This window comes from Streptomyces amritsarensis, assembly GCF_001953875.1.
GTDB lineage: Bacteria > Actinomycetota > Actinomycetes > Streptomycetales > Streptomycetaceae > Streptomyces > Streptomyces amritsarensis.
Window position 1 is genome coordinate 21,441 of the sequence record NZ_MQUR01000030.1, and the last position, 13,233, is coordinate 34,673.

The 13,233-nt window shown below is 72.7% G+C and carries 12 protein-coding genes; 10 read left to right on the forward strand and 2 right to left on the reverse strand.

The window, feature by feature from the left end; translation table 11 throughout:
- The first annotated feature begins 164 nt into the window (after positions 1–164).
- Both AVW11_RS15325 and AVW11_RS15330 read left to right on the forward strand, forming a co-directional pair.
- Positions 165–1,736 carry a serine/threonine-protein kinase gene (locus tag AVW11_RS15325; RefSeq protein WP_076044260.1) on the forward strand — a complete coding sequence of 524 codons (1,572 nt, stop codon included), beginning with the start codon at positions 165–167 and terminating at the stop codon, positions 1,734–1,736.
- 81 nt (positions 1,737–1,817) lie between these two features.
- Positions 1,818–2,207, forward strand: coding sequence for a nuclear transport factor 2 family protein (locus AVW11_RS15330; protein WP_030838767.1), 390 nt, complete (start codon positions 1,818–1,820; stop codon positions 2,205–2,207).
- Between the two features lie 85 nt (positions 2,208–2,292).
- Here the strand turns inward: AVW11_RS15330 and AVW11_RS15335 are convergent, their stop codons facing one another.
- Positions 2,293–2,721, reverse strand: coding sequence for an HIT family protein (locus AVW11_RS15335; RefSeq protein WP_420856380.1), 429 nt, complete (start codon positions 2,719–2,721; stop codon positions 2,293–2,295).
- Positions 2,722–3,128: 407 nt separating this feature from the next.
- On the opposite strand from AVW11_RS15335, the gene AVW11_RS15340 reads away from it, so the two are divergent.
- The 7 genes from AVW11_RS15340 (at position 3,129) to AVW11_RS15370 (ending at position 10,652) form a co-directional block, all read left to right on the forward strand.
- The gene (locus AVW11_RS15340) at positions 3,129–4,127 is read left to right on the forward strand and encodes an alpha/beta hydrolase (RefSeq protein WP_240528182.1); all 999 of its coding nucleotides are present in this window, start codon (positions 3,129–3,131) and stop codon (positions 4,125–4,127) included.
- Positions 4,120–5,310, forward strand: coding sequence for an acyltransferase family protein (locus tag AVW11_RS15345; RefSeq protein WP_076044262.1), 1,191 nt, complete (start codon positions 4,120–4,122; stop codon positions 5,308–5,310). The genes AVW11_RS15340 and AVW11_RS15345 overlap by 8 nt, the downstream gene beginning before the upstream one ends.
- On the forward strand, positions 5,303–6,664 hold the full coding sequence (locus tag AVW11_RS15350) for a sensor histidine kinase (protein ID WP_076044263.1): 1,362 nt from the start codon (positions 5,303–5,305) through the stop codon (positions 6,662–6,664). The genes AVW11_RS15345 and AVW11_RS15350 overlap by 8 nt, the downstream gene beginning before the upstream one ends.
- Positions 6,661–7,332, forward strand: a complete 672-nt coding sequence (locus AVW11_RS15355) for a response regulator (RefSeq protein WP_030838780.1) — start codon at positions 6,661–6,663, stop codon at positions 7,330–7,332. The genes AVW11_RS15350 and AVW11_RS15355 overlap by 4 nt, the downstream gene beginning before the upstream one ends.
- A gap of 88 nt (positions 7,333–7,420) precedes the next feature.
- On the forward strand, positions 7,421–8,758 hold the full coding sequence (locus AVW11_RS15360) for a sensor histidine kinase (RefSeq protein WP_060177057.1): 1,338 nt from the start codon (positions 7,421–7,423) through the stop codon (positions 8,756–8,758).
- Entirely contained in the window at positions 8,755–9,414 is a 660-nt protein-coding gene (locus AVW11_RS15365) for a response regulator (RefSeq protein WP_030838786.1), read from the forward strand. Before AVW11_RS15360 ends, AVW11_RS15365 begins: the two co-directional genes overlap by 4 nt.
- Positions 9,415–9,443: 29 nt before the next feature.
- Positions 9,444–10,652 carry a cytochrome P450 gene (locus AVW11_RS15370; protein WP_076044264.1) on the forward strand — a complete coding sequence of 403 codons (1,209 nt, stop codon included), beginning with the start codon at positions 9,444–9,446 and terminating at the stop codon, positions 10,650–10,652.
- A gap of 114 nt (positions 10,653–10,766) precedes the next feature.
- On the opposite strand, the gene AVW11_RS15375 is transcribed toward AVW11_RS15370, so the two are convergent.
- Positions 10,767–11,606 carry a diacylglycerol kinase catalytic domain-containing protein gene (locus AVW11_RS15375; protein WP_076044265.1) on the reverse strand — a complete coding sequence of 280 codons (840 nt, stop codon included), beginning with the start codon at positions 11,604–11,606 and terminating at the stop codon, positions 10,767–10,769.
- Between the two features lie 182 nt (positions 11,607–11,788).
- Here AVW11_RS15375 and AVW11_RS15380 point away from each other — a divergent pair, with 182 nt between their 5' ends.
- Positions 11,789–13,072, forward strand: a complete 1,284-nt coding sequence (locus AVW11_RS15380; RefSeq protein WP_030838794.1) for an adenylosuccinate synthase — start codon at positions 11,789–11,791, stop codon at positions 13,070–13,072.
- Positions 13,073–13,233: the final 161 nt, after the last annotated feature.

Genomic DNA, 13,233 nt, shown 5'->3' on the forward strand with positions numbered 1-13,233 from the left:
CTCCGGGGTTCGGGCCCGGTCGGCTCGGGCCCGAGCCGGCAGGGTCCGGTCCGGAGCCGTCCGGGTCCGGACCCGGCGAGGTTGACGGGGAGGCAACCGGCGGGCGCCCCCGACCGTCCTTCCCAGCGGAGCTGTTCGGCCAGCAGGGGAAGGACCACCCGGCCATGGAACAACTGCATCCGCACGACCCGCACCGCATCGGCCCCTACCGCCTGTTGTCCCGGCTCGGCGCCGGCGGCATGGGCCAGGTCTACCTCGCCCGCTCCGACCGCGGCCGCACCGTCGCGGTCAAGCTGGTCCACCCCGGGCTCGCCGCCCACGAGGAGTTCCGCATCCGCTTCCGCCAAGAGGTCGCCGCGGCCCGCCGGGTCGGCGGCGAATGGACCGCTCCGGTCCTGGACGCCGACACCGAGGCCGCGGCCCCCTGGTTCGCCACGGGGTACATCGCCGGGCCGAGCCTGCGCCGGGTCGTCGCCCACGACTTCGGCCCGCTGCCGGACCGTTCGTTGCGGATCCTGGCCGCGGGCCTCGCGCACGCCCTCCAGGACATCCACCGGGCCGGCATCGTCCACCGCGACCTGAAGCCCTCCAACGTACTGATCTCGCTCGACGGTCCCCGCGTCATCGACTTCGGGATCGCCCGCTCCCCCATCGGATACGACGCCGGCCTGACCCGGGTCGGCGACGTCATCGGCTCCCCCGGCTTCATGGCCCCGGAGCAGATCCGCGGCGAGCCGGTGACCGCCGCCTGCGACGTGTTCTGCCTCGGCGCGGTACTGGCGTACGCGGCCACCGGCCGGCTGCCCTTCGGCGACGCGGAGCAGCCCGGCGGCCTGCCGGCACTCCTGCTGCGCAGCACCGAAGCGGAACCCGACCTGGCCGGCGTACCGGTGGAACTCCTCGGCCTCGTACGGGACTGCCTGCACGAGGATCCGGCCGCGCGGCCGGGGCCGGCCGAGGTACTGGCCAGGGTCGGCGCCGACGACACCGTGGCCGACGGAAGGGCCCTTGAGCCGTGGTTGCCGACCCCGCTGGTGGCCCGGCTCGGGCGGCACGCCGTGCAACTGCTGGACCGCGAGGACGCCGGGCCGGACCGTGCGGTGCCGGCGCCACCGCCGGTGCCGCCCTCCTACTCCGCGTACCCGCCGCTGGAACCGGAACCTCCGCGCAGGCCCCGGACGGCGTCCACCGCCCTGCTCCTCGCGGTCGCCGCGGTCGTCGCGGCCCTGTCCGCCGGCACGGTGTATGCGGTGATGAGCGGGGCCGAGGATCCGCGACCGCCCGTCACAGGGCCCCGCCCGCCGGTGACGACAGGCTCCGGCTCAGCTTCCGTTTCCGCTTCGGCCTCGGCCTCCGCCTCGGCTCTGGGTTCCGCGTCGGCCCCGGTGGGCGAGGGCCTCCCCGCGGCCTTCGCCGGCACCTGGCAGGCCGTTCGCGGCAGCCAGACCTGGCGGCTCACCCTCACGCGCGGCGGCGTCGGCGAGCAGGTGATGTCCCTGGCCGTCCACGACCCCGCATTCGCCTGCGCCTGGACCGCGGCCCTGCGCAGCGCCCCCGACCAGAGGCCCGGCTCCGGCCCCGGCTCCGTGGAGCTGGAGGCCTCCACCGTCATCTCCGGTGCCCCGCCGACCTGCACGGCGGGCGGCCCGAGCCGGTTGCGGCTGCTGCCCGACGGCGCCCTGCGCAGAGAGCTCGCGGGCAGTGACAGTCCCCCGCTCGACTACCGCAGGCAGTGACCCGCACCGGTTTGTGTCGAGGTCAATAAGCCTGCAAGCAAAGCTTGTTGCGCGATACGGCACTGCCGGACACTGCGGCACATGGAGCCGTTGAGGGTAGTGGCACGACTGTGGGAGCGGATCGAGGCACGCGACTGGGAGGGCGTGGCCGGGCTGATCGCCGAGGACGCCGTCATCGAATGGCCAGTGAGCGCCGAACGCATCGTAGGGCGCGCCAACTTCATCGCCGTGAACAGCGACGACGGCGACGCGGACGAGAAGCCCGTGAGAGTCCTGCGGATCCTGGCCGACGGGGACCACGTCGTCACCGAGGTGGAGGTGCCCCAGGATCACGTCCTCTACCGGGCCGTCTCCCTGTGGACCGTGCGCGACGGGGAGATCGTGGAGGCGAGGGAGTACTGGACCAGCCCCGGCCAGGATCCCGCCCCGCGCTGGCGGGCGGGATACGTCGAACCCCTGGCCGCGGACTGAGCCCCCGCGCTCACTGCCCGCGCCCGCCGTCCGCACCCCGCGCGCCGCTCGCCTCCCGTCGCCCGACGCCCGACGCCCGCGTGGGTCAGGGTGTCGGCGGCTCAGCCGCTCCGAGCCGGTCCAGTTCTTCGCCGATCGCTGCCCGCAGGTCGTCGTGGCGCGCAGCCGGCGCGTACCGCTCGGCGCGCCGGCACTGCTCCTCGTACAGCCACACGGGCAGCCTGACGCGGTCTTCGGGCTCCCAGTCGTAGCGGGGCCAGATGTGGGCGTGGAGGTACGGGTCGGTGTTGCCGAGGATCTCGATGTTGACCCGCCGGAAGGCCGGGTCGAGTCGCGCGCAGGCCCGCTCGACGGCCTCGGCCAGCCGCTCCATGTCCGAGAGGTACGCCGCCCTGCGCGTCCGGGAGAGGTCCGAGAGCCGGGTCACGGCCGGGTCGTCGGTCAGCAGAAGCGAGTAGCCGGGGAGGAACTGCCGGTCCCCGATCACCGCGAAACCGGCGTCGAGGCGGCGCATGACGGTCGGGTTCACTCCGCGGTGCGCGCTGCCGATGCGGTCGAGGCGCCAATCGCCGTCGGTCACCGATGAACTCCACATGGATTGGTGTGTGCGGGTGTTGGACGTTGCTCGGCGTGCACGAACGGGGCGTCGTGGCTCTGGAGTATTCCTCGTCATACCTAAGAGCTACGTACGGACACGGCTCTGTGGCGGGACGCCGACCAGGGGCCGGGATTTCTAACTTCGGTAGGGGAGAGGGGCGCTGACGGCCCTTCCGGACACCGAAGGAACTCACCATGGCGACGGGGACGGCAGGGGCGGCGGACAGGGCGGCGGCGGATACGGCTCGGACAGCGCACACGGCGGACGCGGCGGCGGGGGCTGCTGCGACAGCGGGGGCTGCGGTGGCGGGGGGAACGACGGCGGTGGGGGAAGTCGGCGCCGGTGAGGCGGTGTTCGGTGCCGGGAAGGGGGGCGGCGGCGTCCGGGGCGGGCGGCTGCGCCGCACGCTGCTGGCCTCGCTGATCGCGGCGGCCGTGATCGTCCCCGTGTCCGCCGCAGCCTCGGCGCAGGCGCCCGCCCCGTCGCCCGCCGTGTTCGCCGAGGGCGCCCCGGCCCGGAGCCGCTATGCCGCCAACCGGGACAACATCGCCGAGGCGGCCCGGATGGCTCAGGACGCCGACCGCTCCGGCCGGGCCGGCCGGCTGCGGGCCATGGCGGCGGCCGGTACGGAGCAGTTCCTCATCTTCGACGGCCGCGGCAGGGGCCGGGCCGTCGAGGTGTTCGGCGAGCTGGAGACCGCCGACCGGATCGCCGTCCTGGTGCCCGGATCGGACACCACCCTCGACACGTACGAGAGGTTCCGGTCCGGAGCGGTCTCCCTCCACCAGCGCCTCCGAGCCGGGCATGCGCGCACCGCCGTGGTCGCCTGGCTCGGGTACGACACCCCGGGCACGGTCAGCACGGCCGTGCTGACCGGCCGCCGGGCCGGCGAGGCCGCCGCCGAACTGGGTCCGTTCCTGGACCGGTTGCCGGACATGGCCGCGCCCGCCGCCCGGATATCGCTGCTCTGCCACTCCTACGGCTCCGTCGTCTGCGCGCGGACCGTGACCGGCCCCGCGGTCGGCGACATGGTCCTGTACGGCAGTCCGGGCACGGGGGCCGGCTCCGCCCGGGAGCTGCCGACCACGGCCCGGGTCTGGGCCGGCCGGGGCGGTGCCGACTGGATAGCCGACGTGCCGCACGTCAGGCTCGGCGGGCTCGGCTTCGGCACCGACCCGGTCGACCCCGCCTTCGGAGCGCGGGCCTTCGCCGCCGGAGGCGGCGGCCACAGCGACTACCTCAAGCCGGGCGCCCGGTCCCTCGACGCCCTGGCCGCCATCGTCCTCGGCAGCGATCCCGCCCCGGTGGCCGGCCATGCGTGAACTCCGCTCCCGCTGGTCCGCCCTGGCGGCGGGCATCGAGGCGGCCACGCCGGCCGGCCGGGACCGGGCCGTGGACGCCCTACGGGCCCTCGCGATCCTCGGCGTGGTCCTCGGCCACTGGCTGGTCACCTCCCTGACCGCCGCCGACGGCGGCCTGCGCGGCACCAGCCCGCTCTCGCACATGCCCTGGCTGGCGCCGGTGTCCTGGGTGTTCCAGACGCTGGCCGTCTTCTTCCTCGTAGGCGGCCACGTCGCCGCCCTCGGGTACACCTCGGCCCGCGAGCGGGGCACCTCGTACGGAGCCTGGGTGGGGCAGCGGTTGGGCCGGCTGTTCCGCCCGGTCGCCGCGGTGCTCGTCCTCTGGACGGTGGTGGCGGGCGGGATGCTCGTCGGCGGGGCGGAGCTCGACACCGTGCGGACGCTGGTCAAGCTGGTTCTGTCTCCGCTGTGGTTCCTGCTGGTGTTCGCCGCGCTCACCGTCGCGACTCCGCTGGTGGCCCGGCTCAGCCCGGTGTGGCCGGCCGTCGTGGTGGCGGGTGTCGACGGGTGGCGTTTCGGGCTGGGCGGGCCGGAGTGGATCGGCTGGGCCAACGTGGCCGCCGGCTGGCTCGTTCCTTTCACGCTGGGTGCCGCGTGGTCGCGCGGGGCCCTCGCCCGGCGCGGACGGCTGCTGCTGCTGGTCGGCGGCGCCGCCACGGCCACCGCCACGCTGGTCCTGTGGGGCGGGTATCCCGCGTCCATGGTGGGCGTGCCGGGGGCGCCCGTCTCGAACCTCAACCCGCCGACGCTGGCCGCGGTCGCGTTCGGACTGGTCCAGTGCGGGCTGGCCCTGCTGGCCCGAGACCGGCTGGCCCGGCTCATGCGCAGGCCGTCGGCCTGGGCGAAGGCGGCGCTGGTGAACCTCTCCGCCATGACGGTCTTCCTGTGGCACCAGACCGCCATGATGGCCGTCACCGCCCTCGGGCTGCTGGTACCGGTCCGCCTGCCCGGCCTGCACACCCCGCCGGACTCGCTGGGCTGGACAGCGGCCCGGGTGGTGTGGCTGCCGGTGTTCGCCGCCTCGCTGGGGCTGTGCTGGGCGGCGTTCCGCACCCACGAACGGGCTCGCCGTTCGCGGCCGGCCGCGGTCACGGCCGCCCGCTGTGTTCCGCGCACTTCCGTCGAGGAGAAACTCCATGCCTAGGCTGACCGACGTGAACGAGCAGCGCGTGCCCACGGCCGAGCCGGAGCCCTCCGATGCCGCCAAGGGGGCGGCACCGGGACTGGCGTTGGCCCTGGAGCTGTTCACACTCCGGCGCGATCCCCTTCCCCGGATGGGCCGGCCGCGGTGGCTGGCCCGGCTGCCGCACGCGCTCGTCGGCTACGCGGCGGTGTTCTTCGGGTTCCTCACCACCGAGCAGCTCATGGACCACTACCACGTCAAAGGCGGACAGCCGCTGGCCGTCGCACTCCTGACGGCCCTGTCCATCTGGCTCGCGATGTTCCGCCCGATCGCCGCCTGGTGGCTGGGACTGCTCGCCGCGGGCTGGATCGGCTGGATGATCCACGGCCACGTCGGTCAGGGCCAGACATGGCCCTGGACACCCGGCGGGATCTTCGCGTTGGCCCCCGTGCTGCTGCTGGTAGCCCTCCGGGTGCCGCCCCGGGTGACCATATGGGTCGTCGGTCTTTCCGTCGCGCTCACCGGGGCGGCCGAGCTGGCCTTCCATCCGGACGGAAGCCAGATCTCCTCCATCGGGGCCTCCGTCCTCTTCGGCTTCGTCGGGCTCCTCGGATACGCGCTGCGCGCCCTGCGGCTGGCCCGTGGCGAACTGGTCGAGCAGGAGACGCTCACCGCCGAGGAGCGGGCCCGGCGCACCCTGCTGGAGGAGCGCAGCCGCATCGCCCGCGAGCTGCACGACGTCGTCGCCCACCACATGTCGGTGATCTCCATCCAGGCGCAGGTCGCCCCGCACCTCGTCGACAACCCGTCGGAGGAGCTCAAGGAGAACCTGGCGGGCATCCGGGAGAACGCGCTGGAGGCCCTCACCGAGCTGCGCCGCGTACTGGGGGTGCTGCGCTCCGAACAGCCCGGTGGTCCGGCGGCCCCACAGCATCCGCAGCCGACCCTCGCCGAGTTGGAGGGCCTCGTGGACAACGTCCGGGGGGCGGGGCTGGACGTCACCACGGAGGTCGCGGGCATCCGCCGGCCGCTGGCCCCCGGCGTGGAGCTCACCGCGTACCGGATCGTGCAGGAGGCGCTGAGCAACTGCCTGCGCCACGCTCCCGGTTCACAGGTGGAGGTCGGTGTCGCGTACGGTCCGCGCGAGCTGCACCTGTGCGTCGCCAACAGCGCGCCGACCCGGCCGGCCCCGCCTTCGCAGGGAGCGGGGCACGGGCTGCTGGGCATGCGGGAGCGGGCGGGCATGCTGGGAGGCGAGCTGGCCGCGGGCCCACGCCCCGACGGCGGGTACGAGGTCAGCGCCGTGCTCCCGATGGCTCCGCAGAACCCGCCCGCCCACACCGGCACGGGCACCGAGACGAAGAAGGCACCATGAGCACCCCGATCAAGGTGATGATCGCCGACGACCAGATGATGGTGCGGCAGGGCTTCACCGTGCTTCTCAACGCCCAGCCCGACATAGAGGTCGTGGGGCAGGCGGTGGACGGGGCGGACGCCGTCGCGAAGGCCTCCGAGCTGGCCCCGGACGTGGTGCTCATGGACATCCGCATGCCGGGCATGGGCGGTATCGAGGCCACCTCGGTGATCACCCGTGTTCCCGACGCCGCGGTGAAGGTGCTCGTCCTGACCACTTTCGATCTCGACGAGTACGTCTACGAGGCGCTGCGGGCCGGAGCCTCCGGGTTCCTGCTGAAGGACGCCTCCGCGGACCAGCTCGCGGAGGCGGTACGGGTGGTGGCGGCCGGTGAGGCGCTGCTGTCGCCGAACATCACGAAGCGGCTGATCACGGAGTTCTCCCGGCTGGGGGCGCCGCGCGCGCCGTCGCGGGCCCGGATCGACGTGCTGACCGAGCGGGAGACCGAGGTGCTGTCGCTGATCGCCCAGGGCCTGTCGAACGCGGAGATCTCCGCGCACCTGGTCCTGGCCGAGCAGACCGTGAAGACCCATGTGAGCCGGATCCTGGTGAAGCTCGGCCTGCGGGACCGCACGCAGGCCGCGGTGTTCGCGTACGAGAGCGGTCTGATCCGTCCGGCGGGCTACTGACGGGCCGGTGTAGTACTTGAGAGGGACCCGGGGAAATCCCCATCAGCGGCGACGCGGACGAAGAGGCTGCAGACCTACGGTGGTGCGTATGACCGAGACGACCACCGGGGGGACAGCCCGGACGCCTGAATTCCGACTGGCATCGGAGGTGATCGCGACCCTGCGCCAGGACCTCCTCACCGATGCCTTCGCCTACCGGCCGCTGCCGCTGGCGGGGGCCCCGGACGGCTTCTCGCGACGGCTCCCCAAGGGGATACGGCGGTATGCGCCGTGGCGGCAGCACGCGGCGGTGGGAGCCCTGGCCTTCCTCGCCGTGCTCTTCACCATCGACGGGCAGGCAAGCTACCTGGGTGATCTTGGCCAGCTCGTCATGGGGCTGATAGCCGCTGTTCCCGTCCTGATGACGCTGGTGCGGCCGGTGGGCGCGTGGTGGGCGGCCGTCGCGATGACGGTGGTCCTGGCCGCCCTCGGCGGGGGCGTCAGCTGGCCCTGGACCCCGGGCGCCTTCTTCTCCTACATCGTCGTCCTGTTCCTCGTCGCGCTGCGGACCGGGCCCCGGGTCGCGGCGTGGATGTGGGCGCTGACCCTCGCGCTGGGAGCCGCGATCTCCACGGTGTTCACCGGCGAGTGGGGGTCGAACGCGCCGGAGATGGCGGTGACCTCGGCCTTCGCCCTCGTGATCGCCGGCAGCATCCAGATACGCCGGCACGCCAAGGCGGAGGTGAGCGCACAGCAGGAGGTCACGGCCGTCGAGCGGGACAAGCGGACGCTGCTGGAGGAGCGGACGACGATCGCGCGGGAGCTGCACGACGTGGTGGCGCACCACATGTCGGTGGTGGCGATCCAGGCGGAGGCCGCTCCCTACCGGGTGAAGAACCCGCCGCCGGAGCTGGAGGCGGCGTTCGTCACCATCCGGGAGAACGCCGTGGCGGCCCTGACGGAGCTGCGGCGGGTCCTGGGGGTGGTGCGCTCCGCGGACTACGAGGCGCCGGACGCCCCGCAGCCGACGCTGGCCTCGCTGGACGGGCTGCTGGCCAATGTGCGCGAGGCCGGACTGAGTGTGGAGAAGACGGTCACGGGCGCGGTGCGTGAGCTGCCGCAGGGTGTGGAGCTGTCGGCGTACCGGATTATTCAGGAGGCCCTGAGCAACACCCTGCGGCACGCCCCGGGTGCGGCGGCCGGGGTGGAGGTGTCGTACGTCCTGGGCGGCCTGGGGATACGTGTCGTGAACGAGGCGCCGACCGGGGATGTGCGGCCCTCGCCGGGGGCCGGCCACGGCATCACCGGGATGCGGGAGCGGGTGGCCATGCTGGAGGGGGAGATGACGGCCGCGCGGACGGAGTCCGGCGGGTACGAGGTCGCGGTGTTCATTCCGGTGCGCAACCGTCCCGAGCCGGTGCCCGAGCCGCAGGAGGGGACGGCATGACGATCAGGGTGCTGATCGTCGACGACCAGATGATGGTCCGCGAGGGGTTCTCGGTTCTGCTGAACGCCATGGACGGCATCGAGGTGGTGGGCGAGGCGGTCGACGGCCGGGAGGCCATCGCGCAGGTGGCGGCGCTGCGGCCGGACGTGGTGCTGATGGACATCCGGATGCCTGTGATGAACGGCTTGGAGGCGACGCGGGAGATCGTGGCGGCGGACACGGACGCGAAGGTGCTGGTCCTGACGACCTTCGATCTCGACGAGTACGTGTACCAGGCGTTGCGGGCGGGGGCGTCCGGGTTCCTGCTGAAGGATGCCTCGGCCCGTCAGCTGGCCGACGGCGTACGGGTGGTGGCGGCCGGGGAGGCTCTGCTGGCACCGTCGGTGACCAAGCGGCTGATAGCGGAGTTCTCGAAGATCTCCGAGGCGCGCAAGCTCGCGGATCCGGCGGGGGTCGGCGAGCTGACGGAGCGGGAGACGGAGGTGCTGATCCTCATCGCGCAGGGCCTGTCGAACGCGGAGATGGCCGACCGGCTGATCGTCGCGGAGTCCACGATCAAGACCCATGTGAGCCGGATCCTGGTGAAGCTGGGCCTGCGGGACCGGACGCAGGCGGCGGTGTTCGCCTACGAGACCCGCCTGGTGACACCGGCCTGATCCGCAGGCGGAGCGCTTACTCTGCGGGGATGGGCTTTGATCCGTGGGATGCCGCGTTCGTCGCCGATCCGTACCCGGCCTACCGGGAGTTGAGGGAGCGGGGGCGGGCCATCTGGTGGGATGCCACCGGGCAGTGGCTGGTGCCGCACTACGCCGATGTGAGCGCGCTGCTGCGGGACCGGCGGCTGGGTCGGACGTATCTCCACCGGTTCACGCACGAGGAGTTCGGGCGGCAGGCGCCGCCGCCGGAGCACGAGCCGTTCCACCTGCTCAACAACAACGGCCTGCTGGATCTGGAGGATCCGGCGCACGCGCGGGTGCGCCGGCTGGTGGCGAAGGCCTTCACCCCGCGGACGGTGGAGCGGCTGGTGCCGGCCGTGCAGCGGATGGCCGGGGAGCTGGTGGCACGGCTGCTCGCGGACGGCGGCGGGGACCTGCTCGCCACGGTCGCCGAACCCCTGCCGGTGGCCGTGATCGCGGAGCTGCTGGGTGTGCCCGAGTCGGACCGGGGGCTGTTGCGGCCCTGGTCGGCGGACATCTGCGGGATGTTCGAGCTCCGGCCGGACGAGGAGACCGCGCGGCGGGCGGTGCGGGCGAGCATCGACTTCAGCGCGTACCTGCGGGAGCTGATCGCCGAGCGGCGCACGCGCCCCGGCGAGGACCTGGTCTCGGGGCTGATCGCCGCTCACGACGACGAGGGGCGGCTCAGCGAACAGGAGATGATCTCCACGTGCGTCCTCCTGCTGAACGCCGGGCACGAGGCCACCGTGAACACCACGGTCAACGGGTGGTGGGCGCTGTTCCGCAACCCCGACCAGCTCGCCGCGCTCCGCGCCGGCCGCGACGCCGAAAAGTTGTCCACAGCTGTGGATGAACTCATGCGGTACGACACTCCCCTGCAGATGTTCGAGCGCTGGGTGCTCGACGACATCCGCGTCGGCGACACCGACATCCCCCGCGGGGCCGAGGTCGCGCTGCTCTTCGGATCAGCGAACCGGGATCCCGCCCGCTTCGAGGACCCCGACCGCCTGGACCTCGCACGGGCCGACAATCCGCACCTGACCTTCGGGGCGGGGATCCACTACTGCCTGGGGGCGCCGCTGGCGCGGCGGGAGCTGGAGGCCTCGTTCGGGGCGCTGCTGGCGGAAGGCGTTCCGCCACTGCGGCTCGTCGAGGAGCCGCAGTGGCAGGACGGCTACGTCATCCGCGGCCTGAAGCGCCTGCTCGTGGAGTTCTAGGCCGGTTGGGCCGCCGCCCCCTTTCCGGGTCCCCTTTTGTCCCCATTTCGGGTCCCCATTTCGGGTCCCCTTTCCGGGTTCAGGCGGTCCTGTCGCGGCGGTGCAGGGCGGCCGTCACCGGGGCAGGGTGAGCGTCCATGCCCCGGGGCGCAGCGTCCACGTACGGCGGCGTACGGGACCGGCCATCGCGCCGTCGGCGCGGTAGCGGAAGTCCGCGCCGGACACCGTCACCGTCTTCGCCCGGGCCGTCACCGTCGAGCCGCCGAAGCCGCCTCCCGTGCGCACCGAGACCTCCGCCGGCTCGCCGTCGCCCCGCGTGCGCACCGAGACGTCCGCCACGGGCTGGTCCACATCGGCCAGCAGGACCCCGTCGGCCTCGACCCGCAGCCTGTGGTGCCCGCCGCCCACCCCGCCCGCCGCCGCCACCGGCCGGACCAGGGTCCGCACCAGCGAGCGGTACGTGCTCCACACCGACGGCCCGGCCGGCCTGGGGACCCGCTCCGGCCCCCGCAGCGGCGGGATCCGCAACGCGCCCAGCACCACCCCGTCGCTGTCGTCGACCAGCAGGTCGCACGTGCGGACCGAACCGTCGAGCACCGCCCGGGCCGCCGAGACGGCGGACTGGGGCACCCCCAGCGACCTCGCCAGCGCCAGGGACCCCACCGGCCCCACCGGAACCAGCGCCAGCGTGCTCTCGCCGAGCCCCCGCTCCCGGTGCAGCAGCCCTACGGCCCGCACCAGGGCCCGGTCGTCGCCCACGACCACCGGCTGCCGATGGCCCCGGCGGGCGAGCGCCCGCGCAAACTCCTCCTGCGAATCCGGGAGGCAGATCTTCGCCGCCGCCCCCGCTGACAACACATCTTTCGCGATCCGCACGGACTCGCCGTCAAGACGGCGGGCGACCGGGTCGACGAGCACCAGCAGACCGCCTACCGGCGCGCCCGCTTCGCTCATGGTGGGCTCTGGAGCCGACACCTCGGTCCTTCCTCGGGTAGCATCTTTGTGCAAGAGGCCCTTGCGCTATTGCGCCAGGGCCTTCGTCTATTCCGGGGCAACCCGTCCGACGGCTCAGCCCGCGTACATCGTCGTACGCCCCCTGACCTTGGACATGCCCCATCCGGAAGAGGTGTACGCCTGTGCCCGCTCTTGTGCTGCTCGGAGCTCAGTGGGGTGACGAGGGCAAGGGAAAGGCCACCGACCTGCTCGGTGGATCCGTTGACTATGTAGTGCGCTACCAGGGTGGCAACAACGCCGGCCACACGGTCGTCGTCGGCGACCAGAAGTACGCGCTGCACCTTCTCCCTTCCGGCATCCTCTCCCCCGGATGCACCCCGGTCATCGGTAACGGCGTCGTCGTCGACCCGGCCGTCCTGCTCTCCGAGCTGCGCGGTCTGAACGAGCGCGGCATCGACACCTCCAAGCTGCTCATCAGCGGCAACGCCCACCTGATCACGCCGTACAACGTCACCCTCGACAAGGTCGGCGAGCGGTTCCTCGGCAAGCGCAAGATCGGTACGACCGGCCGCGGCATCGGCCCGACGTACGCGGACAAGATCAACCGCATCGGCATCCGCGTCCAGGACCTCTACGACGAGTCGATCCTCACCCAGAAGGTCGAAGCGGCCCTCGAGGGCAAGAACCAGCTCCTCGCGAAGCTCTACAACCGCCGCGCGATCGACGCCGCCGCGATCGTGGAGGAGATGCTCCAGTACGCGGAGCAGATCAAGCCGTACGTCGCCGACACCACCCTGATCCTCAACAACGCGCTGGACGAGGACAAGGTCGTGCTCTTCGAGGGCGGCCAGGGCACCCTGCTCGACGTCGACCACGGCACCTACCCCTTCGTCACCTCGTCGAACCCGACCGCGGGCGGCGCCTGCACCGGCACCGGCGTCGGCCCGACGAAGATCAGCCGTGTCATCGGCATCCTCAAGGCCTACACCACCCGTGTCGGCGCGGGCCCGTTCCCGACCGAGCTGTTCGACCAGGACGGCGAGGACCTGCGCCGCATCGGCGGCGAGCGCGGTGTGACCACCGGCCGCGACCGTCGCTGCGGCTGGTTCGACGCGCCGATCGCACGTTACGCCACCCGCGTGAACGGTCTCACCGACTTCTTCCTCACCAAGCTGGACGTGCTGACCGGCTGGGAGCAGATCCCGGTGTGCGTCGCGTACGAGATCGACGGCAAGCGCGTCGAGGAGCTGCCCTACTCGCAGACCGACTTCCACCACGCCAAGCCGATCTACGAATACCTCCCCGGCTGGTCCGAGGACATCACCAAGGCCAAGACCTTCGAGGACCTGCCGGCGAACGCCCAGGCCTACGTCAAGGCCCTGGAGGAGATGTCGGGCGCCCCGATCTCCGCGATCGGCGTCGGCCCCGGCCGCACCGAGACGATCGAGATCAACTCGTTCCTGTAGGCAGCACACGCACCACCCGAGGGGCGGGACGCGCACGGCGCATCCCGCCCTTCGGGCTGTCCGGGGGGCGCAACACTCCGGCTGTCCACAGCTCCCGAGCAGGTCACGGGGGCCTCCGCCTTCTCGGGTAGGCGGCCGGACCCCGTCACCGCCGGGCCCGA